18 protein-coding genes are annotated in these 16960 nt (G+C 37.1%); 6 read left to right on the top strand and 12 right to left on the bottom strand.

The features are described 5' to 3' along the window. Window positions 1–7: 7 nt before the first annotated feature. The gene (locus JM81_RS06155; protein WP_186435540.1) at window positions 8–1186 is read right to left on the bottom strand and encodes a sensor histidine kinase; all 1179 of its coding nucleotides are present in this window, start codon (window positions 1184–1186) and stop codon (window positions 8–10) included. 463 nt (window positions 1187–1649) lie between these two features. Next, a complete protein-coding gene (locus JM81_RS06150; RefSeq protein ID WP_144801421.1) occupies window positions 1650–2363 on the bottom strand; it encodes a pirin family protein in 714 nt (237 codons plus the stop codon). Window positions 2364–2545: 182 nt separating this feature from the next. Here JM81_RS06150 and JM81_RS06145 point away from each other — a divergent pair, with 182 nt between their 5' ends. Further along, window positions 2546–3010, top strand: coding sequence for a hypothetical protein (locus JM81_RS06145; RefSeq protein WP_144801419.1), 465 nt, complete (start codon window positions 2546–2548; stop codon window positions 3008–3010). A 2-nt stretch (window positions 3011–3012) separates the two neighbouring features. Here JM81_RS06145 and JM81_RS06140 read toward each other — a convergent pair whose 3' ends face one another. Genes JM81_RS06140 through JM81_RS06115 form a run of 6 tightly spaced genes read right to left on the bottom strand, consistent with a single transcriptional unit; the run spans window position 3013 to window position 9176 of the window. Then, window positions 3013–4347, bottom strand: coding sequence for a DUF58 domain-containing protein (locus tag JM81_RS06140; RefSeq protein ID WP_144801417.1), 1335 nt, complete (start codon window positions 4345–4347; stop codon window positions 3013–3015). Window positions 4348–4353: 6 nt separating this feature from the next. Beyond that, a complete protein-coding gene (locus tag JM81_RS06135; RefSeq protein ID WP_261374976.1) occupies window positions 4354–5352 on the bottom strand; it encodes an AAA family ATPase in 999 nt (332 codons plus the stop codon). Next, the gene (locus JM81_RS06130; RefSeq protein WP_186435539.1) at window positions 5342–6562 is read right to left on the bottom strand and encodes a DUF4350 domain-containing protein; all 1221 of its coding nucleotides are present in this window, start codon (window positions 6560–6562) and stop codon (window positions 5342–5344) included. The genes JM81_RS06135 and JM81_RS06130 overlap by 11 nt, the downstream gene beginning before the upstream one ends. Window positions 6563–6564: 2 nt before the next feature. Next, the gene (locus JM81_RS06125) at window positions 6565–7287 is read right to left on the bottom strand and encodes a hypothetical protein (protein WP_144801412.1); all 723 of its coding nucleotides are present in this window, start codon (window positions 7285–7287) and stop codon (window positions 6565–6567) included. A 1-nt stretch (window position 7288) separates the two neighbouring features. Further along, window positions 7289–8227 carry a hypothetical protein gene (locus JM81_RS06120; RefSeq protein ID WP_144801410.1) on the bottom strand — a complete coding sequence of 313 codons (939 nt, stop codon included), beginning with the start codon at window positions 8225–8227 and terminating at the stop codon, window positions 7289–7291. Next, window positions 8190–9176: a stage II sporulation protein M gene (locus tag JM81_RS06115; protein WP_144801408.1), complete on the bottom strand. Its 987-nt coding sequence runs from the start codon at window positions 9174–9176 to the stop codon at window positions 8190–8192. Before JM81_RS06115 ends, JM81_RS06120 begins: the two co-directional genes overlap by 38 nt. 33 nt (window positions 9177–9209) lie before the next feature. On the opposite strand from JM81_RS06115, the gene JM81_RS06110 reads away from it, so the two are divergent. Together JM81_RS06110 and JM81_RS06105 are read left to right on the top strand one after the other, a co-directional pair. Continuing rightward, on the top strand, window positions 9210–9935 hold the full coding sequence (locus JM81_RS06110) for an RDD family protein (protein WP_144801406.1): 726 nt from the start codon (window positions 9210–9212) through the stop codon (window positions 9933–9935). Window positions 9936–9938: 3 nt separating this feature from the next. Beyond that, window positions 9939–10550: a trimeric intracellular cation channel family protein gene (locus JM81_RS06105; protein ID WP_089262888.1), complete on the top strand. Its 612-nt coding sequence runs from the start codon at window positions 9939–9941 to the stop codon at window positions 10548–10550. 109 nt (window positions 10551–10659) lie between these two features. Here the strand turns inward: JM81_RS06105 and JM81_RS06100 are convergent, their stop codons facing one another. Further along, window positions 10660–11376, bottom strand: coding sequence for a peptidylprolyl isomerase (locus JM81_RS06100; RefSeq protein WP_144801404.1), 717 nt, complete (start codon window positions 11374–11376; stop codon window positions 10660–10662). Between JM81_RS06100 and JM81_RS06095 the strand changes: the two genes are divergently transcribed. Further along, the gene (locus tag JM81_RS06095; RefSeq protein ID WP_144801402.1) at window positions 11375–12016 is read left to right on the top strand and encodes an NUDIX hydrolase; all 642 of its coding nucleotides are present in this window, start codon (window positions 11375–11377) and stop codon (window positions 12014–12016) included. The two genes, JM81_RS06100 and JM81_RS06095, sit on opposite strands and share 2 nt — an antisense overlap. A 24-nt stretch (window positions 12017–12040) precedes the next feature. After that, window positions 12041–12847: a lysophospholipid acyltransferase family protein gene (locus JM81_RS06090; protein ID WP_144801400.1), complete on the top strand. Its 807-nt coding sequence runs from the start codon at window positions 12041–12043 to the stop codon at window positions 12845–12847. Here the strand turns inward: JM81_RS06090 and JM81_RS06085 are convergent. The 3 genes from JM81_RS06085 to JM81_RS06075 form a co-directional block, all read right to left on the bottom strand. Further along, window positions 12844–13494, bottom strand: a complete 651-nt coding sequence (locus JM81_RS06085; RefSeq protein WP_089262896.1) for a hypothetical protein — start codon at window positions 13492–13494, stop codon at window positions 12844–12846. The two genes, JM81_RS06090 and JM81_RS06085, sit on opposite strands and share 4 nt — an antisense overlap. Before the next feature lie 3 nt (window positions 13495–13497). Beyond that, window positions 13498–13992, bottom strand: a complete 495-nt coding sequence (locus JM81_RS06080; protein ID WP_144801398.1) for an RNA polymerase sigma factor — start codon at window positions 13990–13992, stop codon at window positions 13498–13500. 119 nt (window positions 13993–14111) lie between these two features. After that, window positions 14112–15539, bottom strand: coding sequence for an amidohydrolase (locus JM81_RS06075; RefSeq protein ID WP_144801396.1), 1428 nt, complete (start codon window positions 15537–15539; stop codon window positions 14112–14114). Between the two features lie 99 nt (window positions 15540–15638). Between JM81_RS06075 and JM81_RS06070 the strand changes: the two genes are divergently transcribed. Beyond that, window positions 15639–16931: an NAD(P)/FAD-dependent oxidoreductase gene (locus JM81_RS06070; RefSeq protein WP_089262902.1), complete on the top strand. Its 1293-nt coding sequence runs from the start codon at window positions 15639–15641 to the stop codon at window positions 16929–16931. Window positions 16932–16960 lie beyond the last annotated feature (29 nt).

The raw sequence follows: 16960 nt of genomic DNA, 5'->3' as shown, positions 1-16960 counted from the left end.
TCAGGATTTAGTGTACGGGTTGTGAATATTCCTGAATTTGTAAATTTTTGCTAATAGTAAAGTAAAAAGTACTTCCTTGGTCTTCTATGGATTCTACCCAAATATCGCCTTCATGAATATCTACTACTCGTTTGCAACCATATAGACCAATTCCCGAGCCTTCAAATTCAGATTGGTGATGCAATTTATTAAATGCCTTGAATATATTCTGTTGTTGGTCTTTGGAGATGCCAATACCATTATCGCTCATTTTAAACTGATAAAAATTGTCTTTTTCCTCTGAGGAGATTACAATTTTAGGAGCATTTCTTACTGAAGAGAATTTGAGGGCATTATGTAATAGGTTCTGAAAGAGCATGCGTATATCCCTTTCACGGCCAACAATGTTGGGTAAGTCGTTAATTAGCACGGTTGCCCTATTGTTCTTGATCAACTGGGAGTGGTCCGTAATAATCTGTTGCACAATTTCTTGGCAATCTATAACTTTCATTTTATCACTATTGCCTGTTTCGGCATACTCTAAAAGGCCAAGTACCAAATTGGTCATTCTTGTGGAACTGCCCTCCAAATGTTCAAAATGTTCTTTGAATTCTTTAAAGGTAGTAGAGTTCGGTTGGTCCAGTAGATGTTTAGAAATGATATTGATATTGTTTAACGGACTTTTAAGATCATGGGTCACGATAAAAGTGAATTCCTCAATTTGTTTATTTTTTTTATTCAAATCCTGGTTAAGGTCGTAAAGCTTTTGATTTTGCTTTTCAAGATTGCTCTGTGCTGTTTGTAATGCCTTTTCGTTGGCCTTTAGCATAGTATTGTTTTTTTCCAGCTCATTGGTATATTTTCTGGTCTTTGTTTCATCATACATTCTAAAGGTCTGGGAAAGCCAGATTAGACATGCTATGTAAACTAAAATTTCATCATAAGGTAAATTTATGACGCCCAAAATGGGACCATAAAAAGTAATGTAAAGCGTTGGAACTATAAATGCCATAATATCATAGATAATAATGGCGAGTCTAATTTTAGGTTTATTACGATAGGCAATGAACGCTAAAAATGCCATCGTGGCAAAGGCCAATGCTTGACCAAAAAAACCTCCGATCAAGACAATGATGATCATAAACATGGTAGGAGGAAATAGCGACATATATAGCCGTGTGGCCTTTTCCAATTTTAGAATGTTCATGATAAAACCTATTGCAAAACCTAGAAAAATTACGAAGGCTGTTATTTGTAAAAGCCTTGTGTTATTGAACAAAGTGTATAGGAACATGAAAAAAGTAAATAGCGCAGAAAGAAGGGTGATCAAACCTATATGGTCTAATAAACTATTTTCATTGGTATTTTGGTCCTGGGCGTTATGATTTACGTTTTTTATCACAAAAAGTATAAACTATTATTTCAACTTGATTTAAAAATTGTGATTTGCTTATGGTTAAGGATTTTTTAAATAATCCTCAACAGAACAAATAAATTCGCATTTTTAAGCATATCTTTTGTTTAACTTTTTACCTGTATGCTTTACACTTTTAAATATAAGAAAGTTGTATACAAATACACAGTAAAATGCATTTTTAATAAGAAAACAATGCATATTTAATCTCTAATTTCTTTTAAGGATATGGTAACTATTTAAACCTTGGATAAGATTAGAATTGCATAGGAACTTCCATGAATAAAACTTTAGCTTTGGACTTTATGTGGTAAGAAAATGAATCCGTTTCCCAAATGCCATAACCGTCCCTTGCTTGCAGTAACTGCCCATTAATTTCTAATTCGCCATCCAATACAAACACATATACGCCATTATGGTTGTTTTTAAGTTTGTAATTTCCTGATTTTTCCATATTAAAACTGCCCATATAAAACCATGCATCTTGATGAATCCACACTCCGTCGTCGTCGGTATTGGGAGATACTATTTGCGTTAAACCATTGGCGACCTCTTTATCAGAAATGGAAATTTGCCCGTAGCGTGGGGTTACTTCAGACTGATTGGGGAATATCCAAATTTGCAGAAACTTTACTTCTTGGTCGTTGTTTTTATTGAATTCGCTATGCGATACGCCACTTCCGGCACTCATAACTTGTATGTCACCTTGTTTAATTACCGTTGAATTACCCATATCATCCATATGTTTAAGGTCTCCCTGCAATGGTATTGAAATAATTTCCATGTTACGATGGGGATGTGTGCCAAATCCACGGCCGGCAGCCACTACATCATCATTAAGGACCCTTAGGGCGCCAAAGTGCATACGTTCCGGATTATGGTAGTTTGCAAAACTAAAACTATGATAAGATTTTAACCATCCATGGTCTGCATGGCCTCTAGTTTTTGCTTCGTGATATATAGTTTTCATGTGCTTTATTTATGTATGATATTGGTCGTATATGGTAGTAAAAAATTACTTGGTCCATTTTGTAAAGGGCTATTTTTTTAATGAATAAAGGTAGGGTTATACCTATTGAAATTGTTTATTGATAGTATAAATTTGCAGTCTATTTTTAAAATTTTAATGACAAATAAAATAAAGTTCCCACAATGAAACACGTTATGTTAAGTACGCTTTTATTGCTTATGTTTTTTCAATTAAAGGCCCAAGGTAGTGATGATGCGGTCAAGCATTTTGGAGCGGGAATTGTCATAGGAGGTGTTGGGGGCTATGCCGCTCATAAGATTTTTGATGGAAAAAGGGGTTGGACCTGGGTGGGTGCCGTGGGCAGTAGTTTTGGTGCGGCAATGGCAAAGGAAACCTTGTACGATCAACCCAGGGGAGCTTCATTTGAAGGAAGGGATGTCCTGTTTACGACTTTGGGCGGAATAGTATCTGGTTTGGCGTTGGATGTACTGACCAGCAATACTAGAAGAAGGACCGGGGGAGGCAAATATTGTGGCTGCTTGGTCGTAGAAAATAGTGAAATACCGAATCTTAATTTACCATCAAATCCTGAAGCGGGTTCACGTGATATTACGGCTGTGCTACAGGCCGCCTATTTATTAAGGTAGGGTTATAGGAGGCCTTTAGCCTTGATCTCTAAATATTTATTGATCGTGTTGAGTGTAAGTTCTTCCGGTTTGGTCAAAATTGTTTGGATACCATATTTACGCAGTTCGTTGACCACGAGCTCTTTTTCGTATATAAATTTTTCAGCAATGGTTTGCTCAAATATATCTTTGCTACTAATAGCCTTTTGGCCGGCAAACGAAAGTAATTCTGTATTCTTGAAAAAGATGACAACCAATAAATGTTGTTTTGCAATTGCTTGTAAATAAGGAAGCTGCCTATGCAAGGCATCTAGGGTTTCAAAATTAGTATATAATAGTAATAAGCTCCGTTGCGGTATATTTCTTTTGATATCAATATACAACCTGCTAAAATCACTTTCCACAAAATTGGTGGTAAGGTTGTAAAGTGTTTCCAAAATCAAGTTCATTTGGGCACTTCTGCGTTCTGCAACCACTCTGTTCTCAACCTTATTGCTAAAGGAAAACATACCAGCTTTGTCATTTTTTTTAAGGGCAATATTGCTAATGACCAATGTAGCGTTTATAGCATAATCCAAAAGACTTAATGCATTAAACGGCATTTTCATAACACGGCCTTTATCTATGATGGAATAGATTGGTTGTGACTTTTCATCTTGAAACTGGTTGACCATTAACTGATTTTTCTTGGCAGTAGCTTTCCAGTTGATATTTCTAATATCGTCACCTTGTATATAATCTTTAATTTGTTCAAATTCCATTGTATGGCCAATTCTCCTAATTTTTTTAAGGCCATGCTCAAATAGTTTATTGCTAAAAGCTAATAGGTCATATTTTCTTAGCTGTAGAAAAGAAGGATATACCGGCACTTCCTGCCCTTGGTCATAAGTGTATTTACGGGTCAATAGCCCAATGGGAGAACTGGAAAAAATGTTCAAGTTCCCAAACGCATAGACACCTCTTTCCACAGGTCTTAAGGAATAGGAATATGTTTTTTTTCCGCCACTTTTTATTGAACTTATAATTTTAAAATCACGCTTTTGAAATTGAAAAGGCAGCTCATCTATAATGGTGATATCTATTTTAAAAAAATAATAGTTGTTTATTATAATATCGATACCGTTTTCGTCTCCATTGGATAGCTTGTCTGCCAGAATGCGTTGGGCCTTTACATTACCTTTTGAAATAAACAAAAGGAGGATGTCCACAATGCAAAAAGCAATAAACACATAAAACAATGATTTGGCAACGACCATGATATTTTCAAAAATATAGGCCAATAGAAAACAGGTAACAATGCCCGCCAAAAGCAGAAAAAAGCGTGGTTGTAAGTATATATTTTTAAAAATTTTTTTCACAATCCTTTATCTTGGGATTTCAATGGTCTGCACTAAATCTTGAATCATTTTTTCAGCAGTAAGTCCTTCCATTTCCCTTTCAGGAGTTAGGATTATACGGTGGCATAGAATAGGGGACACTACTTTTTTAATGTCATCTGGGGTTATAAAATCACGGCCGTTGATTGCGGCAACAGCTTTGGAGGCATCTAATATGGCAATGGAGGCCCTTGGAGATGCTCCTAAATATAGATTGGCATTTGTTCTTGTATTATTGACAATTGCCGCAATATATTTTAAAAGGTTGTCTTCAACGATGATATCCTTGATGGTGTTTTGATATTCCGCAATTTGCTTGGCGGACAATACGGATTGGACCATGAGTTCAACATCATTGTTCTTTTGTTGATGTTTGGTCTCTAAGATACGCACCTCTTCTTCCAAGGATGGATACCGTACATTGATTTTAAATAAAAAGCGATCTAATTGAGCTTCCGGTAATCTGTATGTGCCTTCTTGTTCTACAGGATTTTGCGTTGCGAAAACCAAAAATGGAGGTTGCATAGGGTATTCGTGTCCATCAATGGTAATTTGGCGTTCGGCCATGGCTTCAAATAAGGCTGCCTGGGTTTTTGCCGGTGCACGATTTATTTCGTCAATAAGAATAATGTTGGAAAAAATTGGTCCTTTCTTAAATTCGAACTCAGAAGTCTTGACATTGAATATAGAGGTGCCTAAAATATCACTGGGCATTAAATCTGGCGTAAACTGTATACGGCTAAACTCTACGTTCATTGTTTTTGCCAAAAGTTTTGCGGTAACTGTTTTGGCTACACCGGGTACACCTTCAATTAAGGAATGCCCATTGGCAAGGATAGAAATGATCAATAATTCTATCATCTCTTGTTGTCCAATAATCACTTTGCCCAATTCGGTTTTTACTTTGGCGACGGCCTCTTGAAGTTGGGATAAATCTATTCGTGAATTAAACTCCTGTGGAGTGTTTTCTTGTAAATTATCTTCCATAAGATTTTTTAAATGCATTAATTTTTTTAGATAAGGTAACCGTATCCTGTTCTGTATGTATAGGTTTGTTTTTTAAGTTTAATATAAGGGTAACCAATGTTTTGGTGTCGTTGATACTATTACCGGATTTATTGGCCAAGGTCCTTATAAATGGTTCATCCAATATAGCGGTATTAACAAAATATCTATTTCTAATAAAGGATAGAAAATAATTGATTTTTTGATGGTTTAGATTGGTGTAATCCTTGTTTTGATGATAAAGCGTCCCAACCGTTCTTGCAAATTCTACCGAGGAATTTTCCAATGGAGAAACAATAGGTATGATACGCTGCTCTCTTTTTGCCTTAAAAATCACAAATAACAGCAACGCACAGATTGTAAGATAATAAGCCCATTTTAATGCGGGTTGGTTCAAAACAAACCGCATGGGAGAAGTTATTATCTTTCTCCCGGATTTTTTATAATCGTCCCAATACAGATAATCGTTGGTCAAATAAGACAGGCTTTGCGCACTATAATTGCTGGAGCGGTTTAATAAATAATAGTTGCTGAACCCTGCCGGCAATGTGTTGATATAAAAATGGCCGTTACCAAAAGCTGTTTTAATAAAGTTAGGTTTACTTTTTAATGTATCCATTTCCGTTGGTAGAAATGATTTTTCGGTAAAACTGATATGGCCAAGTATCTCAGTATTTAAAGTGTCCACACTAGTGAAATATACAGGGTCCGCACCTCGTTCAAACCTAAACTGTGCAGTTTTAAAACGTGTATTGGTCAAACTAACACTGGCCGTATCTTCCTTGAAATCATAATATCTTTCCATCTCAATGTTCAAGGTATCTGCTAACATCCCATAAAGATTGTTGGCAGCAATAAAGACTTGGTTTCCCTTAGCTACATAATTCAATAATTGCTTGCTCTCTTGACTGTCAAAAGAAAGCATATTGTTAATTGCTATATAAGTGGAAATCTTACTGGAATCACGGGTGGTCAAAACATTATAAATACTTTCCTCTACCGTTTCTATTTTACTATCTGGAAAAAGTGTGGGCAATTCCTGATAAAGTACGTAGCACCCAAAAGGTATTTTTGAACTAGAGGTGAATGAAGGCCTCCAGTTAATAGGTTTGGGACGTACGATCTCTGTAGCTATGATACCTATTAGTACCGCTATTAAAAGACCTAGTATTATTTTTGAACGTTTACCCAAATCTATACTGTTGTTAATTGGTTTATAGAATTGAATTCCACTGTATACTGGTCGTACCTGTCAATGTCAATCTCTTGCTCTCCATACCATATATGATCATATAAGTAGCTAACCTTTTTAAATCCTTGCTTAAGGTTTTTTTCCTTGATTTCGGATAAGTAATCGGAATTTGTTTTTTCAAAATGCCAGCTAATAATTTCTTTTTTCGAAAGATTTTGTAACGTTAAAAGAAATTGATATCTAATTGCTAATCTATAATTTTGGACTTGCAATGCATCTTGAAGCAGTTTGTGCAAGTCTATAGTTTCTATATGTTCTTCAGTAAGATTTACCGTTCCCAAATTTTTGGCCTTTCTGGTAAAAATGGAATTGAAGCTTTCGTTGGTAAGAACTTTGACCAATAAATAAATGGCCAGTATTGCCATAAGTAAATAGATGATGTGTTCAATAACCTGAAGCACCTGAGGTGATATTTCTATGCCGAATACACGTTGCAATCCTTGACCTATCCACGTAATAAAGCGCGCAAGTAAATTTTGGGATTCTCCGGTTTTGATTTGGTAATTGAATTCTTCTCCTGTATATTTTTGGGACAAATCCTCTGTCCACTCCTTTGGTTTAATAGTGGAAGTGGAATCTATAGGAACGTCCGCTATATCACCTAATTGCCCAAAAGCGCAATAGTAATGCAGTACCCATAATATTAGCAATAATCTATACTTCAAATTAATCGTTTAGTCCTATTTGTTCAATAGTGGCCCTGGTATGTTCGTTGTACGTTTTTTCATGTAATGCATAATATAGGATACCATTTACAAATTGAGAAAGGCATTGCCCGTAGACTGCCGTTATCAAGATGCAACAGGTACCTATGGTATATACTACGGTAGTTACAATTGAGTTGGCAAAATCAACATCATTTTCTACAACATGAAAGGTGTAAATGCCTAAAATTATACCCGGTACCATTAGGGTAAGCATTAGCAAAAGGCCAAGTAATAAGCCCAAGATAAAATTTACCCCTACGGATTTCCAAAAGTTTTTGGTTACTAATCGCCACCCTTCACCAAAAGCATCTATTGCTCCTTTTTGTTTGTTCAGCATATCAAAAAAAGAAACCCCGATCCAAGCGGCAACAAAGAATTGAACAATATATTGGGCAAACATGCCAAGAATGGGTATTATGGCCATCATAATGGCTACTATCATAAATGCCAGGTAAATAGGGATCAGTAGTAAAATAAATAGGACAATATTTCCCAACTGGCTTTTTGCAAATGCCCAAACTTCCTTTTTGTTGAACATATTGTTCTTCTTTTCCTCATATTTGATCATGTAGCTCGTGGATAACGAATAGTTAAGAATGGCCACCAAAATAAAAATGATGAAAAAAAGTCCACTGCCAATAACAAGGTAGATGTAATAGTTATCTTCAAAACCCATAGAGTCCGAGAAAGAATTATTATTGGTCTCAAAAGCAATTAATCCTATAACTCCAGATACCAAAAGATAACTTGCGATCAAAAGGCCGATCATGAATAGACCGTTATAACTTATAAATACATTGGTGAAATTTTTAATGTTCTGTTTAAAAAAATCAAAATAAACGGATATAATTTCTCCAAAATCACGGTTTACCCGCAGTGGTATGTAGTTGTCTTTCATATTTTTTGTTAAGAATAATAGGGTATGCCAAATAATAGAATACAATTAAAAACAACGAGGCCGCTATAATTAATATTGCCAACCAATTAGGCATATTGGTATATCTAGTTATAAAACCTTCTATGAAGCCTGCAAGGATAAAGAAAGGAATGGTGCTCACAACAACCTTTAACCCATCTTTGGCACCTTTCATAAAAGAAATACGTCTTGAGTATGTTTTTGGAAAAAGAATACTGTTGCCCATAATTAAACCAGCACATCCGGCAATAATAATTACCGAGATTTCTATAGTACCGTGTAGCCAAATTTGTTTATTGGCTTCAAAAAAAACACCTTTTGTGTAAAAGAAGGTAATAAAGGCCCCTAACATTACCCCATTGCTAAAAAGTATATATGCGGTACCTATACTGGTAATAACTCCAAAACTAAAAGCTAGGAATGCGACCCTTATATTGTTAATAGTTATTCCAAGAAAACTTCCAATTTCACTTCCGCCCTTATAGATTGCTGCCGGGTCCCCGTTTGCAATATTGTTCAAGGTTTCGTTAACATATGCATCGCCCAATATCAATCGGACAAACGTAGTGTCGTTCAGGGCAGAAAGTGCTCCAATTGCAGATGCCACAATAAAAATCAAAAATGCAATACCCATTGTTTTATGATATTGTCTGAAGAACAACGGAAATTCCGTTCGCCAAAAATCAACAATCCGATTGCGGTTTTCTTTTTTGTTTTTATATATTTTTTGATGGGCCTGCGCAGCAAGTTCGTTCAAATACAATAAAGTCTTACTTTCTGCGTAATAGGTTTGCGCGTATGCCAAATCATTGGTTAATTGAATGTAACCATTGGCTAGCTCATCGGGGTTTGTATTGCGGCCAAGGGCGATAGCCTTTTCAAAAGCGATCCATTTTTCCTTATTTTGCCTTACAAAAGCAGCTTCGCGCATATATAGTATTTACCTTGTTAAATTTAAGACTTAATGAATAACCTCCAAATCAATACAACGCAAAATGTTAATCTTAATTATACCATAGTCAGTATTGGTGAACGAATTTTAGCATTTTTAATAGATGCTTTTATTCTTTATTTGTATTCCATGTTGGTAAATCTGATAGGAGATGCCATAGGATATGTGTATGATGACCGATGGACACAACGTGGATTGGTAGCACTTATTTTTCTGCCTGCCATGTTCTATAGTTTGTTAATGCATATCATATTTAATGGAAGAACTGTTGGTAAAATGTTGATGAAAATACGGGTGGTGAAAATAGATGGCTCACCTGTACATTGGAGCAATTATCTTACACGATGGATGTTAAGATTGGTAGATATTTGGTTGTTCTTGGGTGCAATAGGTATATTGACCATTTTATTTTCTGACAGGAAACAACGTTTGGGAGATGCCGCTGCAGGAACGGTGGTCATTAGTACAAAACAAAAAACAAAAGTATCGCATACCATTTTGGAAGAGGTAGAAGATACTTATGTGCCCGTATTTACAAATGTTACCATGCTGACGGACAAAGATGTACGGCTGATCAAGGAAACGTTTCGTATAGCCAAAAAGAGTAATGATTATAAGACATTAAAAATGTTGAGGGATAAAGTGGATAGTATTTTATTGACCAATTCAGAATTATATGATAAACCATATTTAGAAACCGTTTTAAAAGACTATAATTACTTTACCCAACAACTATAGCTTATGTTCTATTATATTATAGATATATTAGGAACCATTGCGTTCGCAATTTCTGGGGTATTGGTGGCCATGGAAAAAAAACTCGATGTTTTTGGAGTGTTGATTATCGCTTTCGTAACTGCAGTTGGGGGTGGAACTTTAAGGGATCTGTTAATTGGTATTAGACCCGTAGGGTGGTTAAATGCGCCTATACATATTTTGGTCATTGTGCTTACCGTTATTTTGGCCATACTATTTGTAAAGCAGCTAAAATACGTCAGAAAATCTCTTTTTTTGTTTGATACCATTGGTATAGGTCTGTATACCATGGCCGGTGTAGAAAAAGGGATTGCGGCAGATCTATCACCGGTAATGTGTATAGCGTTAGGTACAATAACAGCATGTTTTGGTGGTGTGATCCGTGATATTCTTTGCAATGAAATACCAGTTATATTTAGAAAAGAAATTTATGCTACCGTATGTATTTTAGGTGGATTGGTATATTTTTTACTGATACAATTTCCAGTTATAAGTAATACCATAGCCCATTCATTGGCTATATTGACCATTATTGTCATGCGTATACTGGCCGTTAAATTCAAAATTTCATTGCCCAATATTTATCGGGAAATATAATTGATAAGATGTTTTACATTTTTATGTAAAACATGAAAGACCATGTATAGGCTCGTCATTCCACATTTGACGTAGAGTATGTAAGTTATCGTAGATTTTTCTATATCTCTTATTCAATGACCTCCGCTTTGGTAATGTAAATGTTCTGCATGGGCCAGTCACCCTCACCAACAGGTTGATTGTTTATTTTATCTACTACATCCATACCTTCAATGACCCTGCCGAAAGGAGTGTATTCATTATCTAGGTGGTAAGAGCCTGGATCGGTAACAACGATAAAGAACTCATAAGGGGAAGCTAGCATATGCGGATTGTCCATTTCACTGCTGGGCATAGATATGGTGCCCCTATGGTGTTTATGTCCCTTACGGGTGTCCGGTGGTAGTAAATATCTTCCAATTTCATTACGTTTCTTACCTGTTTTGCGGTCATCAGAATTTCCTCCTTGAATTATAAAGTTTTTGACCACTCTATGAAATTGGGTATAGTCAAAATAACCTTTGCGGGTCAAATAAATAAAATTGGCACGGTGGTAGGGCACATTTTCGTAAAGTTCAACCGTAAAACTGCCCAAACTGGTGGTAATCTTTACTTTATTGGCCTTTAAATCTTGCTGGTATTCATAGAAAAAATCAATGGCGTTGTCCTCTGTAAGTTCAAAACTTTCTTCCTCTTGTTTGGCAAGGGAGTCGCTTTTAATTTTTGTGGAATCTATGCGTGTCTCCGTGTTAATAATTGGACTTTCAGGTTTCTTAGCGGTATCTTTGCAACTTATTGTTAACAGGGCGGCCACAATAATATATAAATAGGATTTAGCTAGGGTCATGGATTTTAATTTATTTGAACATCAGGTCTCAAAAATAAAAGATTTACCGCTACCAGGTGAGGCTTCGCAATATAAAATGGCTCCACAAGGTCGTGTAGCGGACTTAAAACAAATAAACCTGACACAAAAAAATCCTAGGAAAGCAGCGGTAATGGCTTTGTTTTATCCATCCGAAGAAAAAAAAACGAACCTTTTGCTTATTCTGCGTAAAACATACAAAGGCGTACACTCCAATCAAGTTGGCTTCCCAGGCGGAAAGGCGGAAAGAAATGATAATGGGCTTTTAAACACCGCATTGCGCGAAACACATGAGGAAGTAGGGGTAGAGCCAAAAGATGTAACGGTGGTGAAAGAATTGTCCACTATTTTTATACCGCCCAGCAATTTTATGGTACAACCCTATATGGGACTTTACAAAGAACCAAAACCTTTTCGTAAGCAGGATGAGGAAGTAGAGACAATTTTAGAGGTGCCCTTGCTCGATTTTATGGATGAAAAAAAAATCGTAACAAAAAAGTTGACCACGTCTTATGCCTCCAATATTGAAGTACCTGCCTTTAAATTAAATGGGTATATTGTTTGGGGGGCAACAGCAATGATGTTGAGCGAGATTAAAGAGTTATTAAAGCAAGTGATATAAGCTTAATTATTTATTTTAGCATCTATGGGATTATTTAAAACAAACCCTTTTGGGCATAATTTATTTTTAAAGAAATGGCTTATCCGTATTTTGGCGATGCTTTCGCATCAGCGGTATAAACGTTTTAATACGCTGGAGATTGAAGGTTCTGAAATTATTAGGAATTTACCGGATAGGAATGTGCTATTCGTAAGTAACCATCAAACTTATTTTGCGGATGTTGTGGCAATGTTTCATGTGTTCAATGCAAGTTTAAGCGGTAGGGAAGATTCCATTAAGAATTTAGGCTACATATGGCAACCAAAACTGAATATGTATTATGTTGCGGCCGCGGAGACAATGAGAAAAAGTCTGTTGACAAAGATCATGGCCTATGCGGGTTCCGTCAGTGTAGAGAGAACATGGCGGTCAGAGGGCAAGGATGTAAAGCGCCAGGTTAAAATGAGCGATATCTCAAATATAGGCAAGGCCTTGAACGATGGTTGGGTCATTACTTTTCCCCAAGGTACGACAACACCTTGGAAACCGCTACGAAAGGGCACCGCTCATATCATCAAAAAATATAAACCGGTAGTGGTTCCTGTTGTAATTGATGGTTTTAGACGTTCGTTTGATAAGAAAGGGCTGCGTATAAAGAAAAAAGGTATACTTCAATCCATGGTCATCAAAGAACCTTTACATATAGATTATGACAATGAAACTTCAGAGTCCATTATAGAAAAATTGGAATATGCCATAGAACAACATCCGTCCTTCTTAAAGGTAATCTCAAAAGCGGACCTTTTGGCCTATGAAGAAGAGAACAAGCAGCGAAAGTGGAAAACACCTTAAATTTCCAATTGTCTTAGTTCCGTATAGTTCTTTTTTAGCTTTCTTAGGAGTAGGCCATATAGAAGAAAATAAACCCCTCCCATAAATAATGTGAGTACTACTCCAAAAATACCAATGGCTAGCATAATGGTAATTTTAAGCTTTTCTTGAGATACATTGGCCAATCCTTCTTTGAATTCAGGGAATGCCAGTGCAATATTATCGTTGAGGTAAACACCTATAATCATGATTATGATCGTGACCATGATCATGGACAAGGAAAAGATAACATAATGTTTCACCGTTTTTCTGGTCTTTATAATCTTCCTCATCAGGTTTTTAGAATTGTCCAGAACGGAAATTTCCTTAAATCTTTTATAGAATTGAAAGATAAAATATAGGGCAACGGTATAAATAAATACAGATAGTCCAAATAGATATTGGGAAACACCAATTTTTTCATAAACCTCCATGCCCTCTCTCATGGAAGGGAATAAGTAAAGAAGATGGGGAACGGAAAATTCCAAAATACTAATGATCAATATCCATTTTACGATAGATGAGGATTTTTTCCAAATCATCTTATGAATATCTTCATAGCTTAGCTTAGGAACGTTAAACTCCTTGTTTTGCCAATCTTTCTTCAATAATTCCAGTTCATCCGTCATATATTATGGATTCAAAATGGTTCTTAATTTGTTTTTGATACGGTTCATTTTAACACGCGCATTTACTTCTGAAATACCCAATGTATCTGATATTTCCGTATAATTTTTATCTTCCAAGTATAGAAATACTAGCGCTTTATCGACATCGCCCAACTGTTTTACGGCCTTATACATCAATTTTAACTGAAGTTCCTCTGTTTCGTCATATTCATCTGCCTTTATCTTAAAAATTACGGATTCATAATTCGCCGTATCAATTCTCTTTTTGTTTTTACGATAGAGGGTTATTGCCGTATTCAAGGCAACCCTATACATCCATGTACTAAACTTTGCATCTCCCCTAAATTTGGGATAGGCTTTCCACAGTTGAATGGTAATTTCCTGGAACAGATCGTTGTGAGAATCGCGGTCATTGGTATATAGTGTACACACCTTATGGACAATATTTTGATTGTCTTGCAGCTCCGTCACAAATTTGTGTTCCAGTTCTTTGTTCACTAGTGGTTGGTGGTTATTACGTAATTAGTCTAACAAAAGTTTTTTTTGTTACATCAATTTTACGAAAATTAAAAATGTCCAAGGATTACCTTGGACATTTTTAAAAAGTTGAATGAATTTTAGTTTCTATAATTCAATGCTGGAGCCCTATCGCCCAAAAGTGGGATATATTTAAAATCAGCCCCTCTGTTTTCCAAAAATTCTGTTTTTGCCTGCTCCACCAATTTTTTGTCCTTAAATAGGTCCATAGCGGTTTTGGTCAAAGTTTTTGCCGCAACCATCATACCTTTATTGCCAATAGATGTACCGCCGGCCGCAACCGCTTGCCAGCTATGGGCGGGAGTTCCGGGAACCCAAGTGGCCGTACCAAAACCAACGGTAGGAACCGTAAAGCTAACATCGCCCACATCTGTAGAACCATAGGCCCTTGCTTCGGTTTTATATGGCTGTATATTTTTGGCAACATTAAGATCTGCCTTTTCCATTCCCAATGTTTTGGCAATTTTATCGGCAAATACTTTTTCCTCCGCCGTGTATGCTATACCACCAACTTCCGTTAAGTTATCATGAACAAGTTTTTGTAAGGTTAGGTTGGGTAAGAGTTCATGGGTGCCACCGATCATTTCATAATCCATTGTAGTACCCGTACCCAGTGCTGCGCCTTCTGCCGCTTTAACCATTCTGTCAAAAATATCGATGACAACATTACGGGAATTATGACGGGCATAATAGTAAACTTCTGCAAAATCTGGTACCACATTGGGCGCTTTACCTCCGGAAGTTATGACATAGTGAATTCTAGCCTCTTGCGGTATATGTTCCCTCATCATGTTGACCATAATGTTCATTGCCTCTACGCCATCAAGGGCGGATCTTCCTTTATCTGGGGAACCTGCGGCATGAGCGGAAATACCATGAAATCTAAATTTTGCTGATTTGTTTGCCAGCGCGGCACCTGCGCTTGCGGCATTTTGCGCTCCCGGATGCCAGTGCAGGGCAATGTCTACATCGTTAAAAAGTCCTTCACGGACCATATATACCTTTCCTGATCCACCTTCTTCCGCAGGTGTGCCGTAAAAACGTATGGTACCTTGCATTTTGTTGGCTGCCAACCATTCTTTGGTAGAGATGGCCGCTGCGGTAGACGCGGTACCGAATAAATGGTGTCCACAGGCATGGCCTGCAGCCTTGTCCGCAGATTCTTTTTCGGCAACCGCTTTTTGGGAAAGTCCCGGTAGAGCATCATATTCTCCCAAAATAGCTATTACAGGGCTTCCGCTGCCATATTCCGCAATAAAGGCGGTCGGGATACCGGCGACACCTTTGGTTATGGAAAAGCCGGCATTTTCCAAGGTCTCTTGCAATAGACCCGCACTTTTTTCTTCCTGGTAGCCCATTTCTGCGAAATCCCAAATATTTTGAGCTATAATTCCGTATTCCTTACTTTTTTGCTCTAATTTTTGAAGTACTTCCTTTTCACTTTTCTGCGCGCTCACAGATAGGAAGGTGGCGCCGAGTAATATCGATAAAATAAGGGTTTTTCGCATGATGTCAGTTATTTGAGTTAGGCCTTAAAGATACTAAAAAGAGAATATTATTTTAAAGTAGTAGTCCATTTGATTAATTTTGCCGTCAAGTTAAAAACTATGAACATACCACTTTCAAGCTATCCTAGAATCGTAATCATAGGTGGTGGTTTTGGGGGAGTTTCCCTCGCAAAGAAATTAAGCAAAAAGGAAGTACAGGTAGTATTGTTGGACAAAAACAACTACCATACCTTTCAGCCCCTTTTATATCAGGTATCAACAGGTGGATTGGAGCCAGACTCCATAGCGTATCCATTGCGTAAAGTGCTTATTGGATATGACAATTTCTACTTTCGTTTGGCAGAAGTAACCGAGGTAGACCCAGGACATAAAAAGATAAAAACGGATATCGGAGATCTATCCTATGACTATTTAGTAGTCGCAACAGGGTCAGAGACAAATTTCTTTGGTAATACAGAAATAGAGCATCATGCCATGTCCATGAAGTCTATTCCACAATCGCTTAATTTAAGAAGTTTGATTTTGGAAAATTTTGAACAGGCCCTTTTAACGGATGATTATCATGAACGTGATGCTTTAATGAATTTTGTCATCGTTGGTGGCGGGCCAACGGGAGTTGAACTTGCAGGAGCATTGGCGGAAATTAAAAAAGGGATATTACCTAAGGATTATCCGGATCTGGATACTAGAAGGGCACAAATAAATATAGTACAAGGGGGAGATTGCCTGTTACCAGGTTTCAGTAGCCAAGCCTCCAAAAAAGCCGAGGACTTTTTAGAGGAATTGGGCGTACAGGTATGGAAAGGCGTACGCGTAACCGGGTATGACGGCAAAACGGTTACCACCAAAACAGATTTGGTCTTTCAGTCCGCAGCGGTAATTTGGGCTGCTGGGGTAAAAGGGGCAAGTATCAAAGGTTTGGACGCTGCCGATGTTTTGGCTGGAGGAAATAGGCTTAAGGTTAACGAGTTTAACCAAGTAATTGGTTATCCGGAAATTTTTGCAATTGGTGATATTGCATGTATGGCTACGGAAGATAACCCACGTGGACACCCTATGGTTGCCCAACCGGCCATTCAGCAAGGAAGGCTGTTAGGGGAGAACATGGTCAAATTATTGGAACATAAACCTATGAAACCCTTTGTATATAATGACAAGGGCAGTATGGCAACCATAGGTAGAAACAAAGCCGTATGTGATATTAAGGGTTACCGTTTTCAAGGTATTTTTGCATGGTTTGTCTGGATGTTCGTACACTTATTTTTTCTGATAGGCTTTAGAAATAGAATGGTCGTTTTTATTAATTGGGTGTATAATTATATAAGATTTGATAGGGAGGCAAGACTTATTATCCGCCCTTACAAAAGAGATTATAGCCAGTTTAAGGATTAATGAACAGCTGGTCATCGGTTGTAGTGGGT

This window comes from Maribacter sp. MAR_2009_72 (assembly GCF_007827235.1).
Taxonomy (GTDB): domain Bacteria; phylum Bacteroidota; class Bacteroidia; order Flavobacteriales; family Flavobacteriaceae; genus Maribacter; species Maribacter sedimenticola.
This window is presented reverse-complemented; position numbering and strand designations above follow the sequence as displayed.

Bases quoted from the DNA above. Each gene is read 5' to 3' on its own strand.
- JM81_RS06155 (WP_186435540.1), bottom strand. From the start codon at position 1,186: ATGAACATTCTAAAATTGGAAAAGGCCACACGGCTATATATGTCGCTA.
- JM81_RS06150 (WP_144801421.1), bottom strand. From the start codon at position 2,363: ATGAAAACTATATATCACGAAGCAAAAACTAGAGGCCATGCAGACCAT.
- JM81_RS06145 (WP_144801419.1), top strand. From the start codon at position 2,546: ATGAAACACGTTATGTTAAGTACGCTTTTATTGCTTATGTTTTTTCAA.
- JM81_RS06135 (WP_261374976.1), bottom strand. From the start codon at position 5,352: ATGGAAGATAATTTACAAGAAAACACTCCACAGGAGTTTAATTCACGA.
- JM81_RS06120 (WP_144801410.1), bottom strand. From the start codon at position 8,227: ATGAAAGACAACTACATACCACTGCGGGTAAACCGTGATTTTGGAGAA.
- JM81_RS06115 (WP_144801408.1), bottom strand. From the start codon at position 9,176: ATGCGCGAAGCTGCTTTTGTAAGGCAAAATAAGGAAAAATGGATCGCT.
- JM81_RS06110 (WP_144801406.1), top strand. From the start codon at position 9,210: ATGAATAACCTCCAAATCAATACAACGCAAAATGTTAATCTTAATTAT.
- JM81_RS06105 (WP_089262888.1), top strand. From the start codon at position 9,939: ATGTTCTATTATATTATAGATATATTAGGAACCATTGCGTTCGCAATT.
- JM81_RS06095 (WP_144801402.1), top strand. From the start codon at position 11,375: ATGGATTTTAATTTATTTGAACATCAGGTCTCAAAAATAAAAGATTTA.
- JM81_RS06100 (WP_144801404.1), bottom strand. From the start codon at position 11,376: ATGACCCTAGCTAAATCCTATTTATATATTATTGTGGCCGCCCTGTTA.
- JM81_RS06090 (WP_144801400.1), top strand. From the start codon at position 12,041: ATGGGATTATTTAAAACAAACCCTTTTGGGCATAATTTATTTTTAAAG.
- JM81_RS06085 (WP_089262896.1), bottom strand. From the start codon at position 13,494: ATGACGGATGAACTGGAATTATTGAAGAAAGATTGGCAAAACAAGGAG.
- JM81_RS06075 (WP_144801396.1), bottom strand. From the start codon at position 15,539: ATGCGAAAAACCCTTATTTTATCGATATTACTCGGCGCCACCTTCCTA.
- JM81_RS06070 (WP_089262902.1), top strand. From the start codon at position 15,639: ATGAACATACCACTTTCAAGCTATCCTAGAATCGTAATCATAGGTGGT.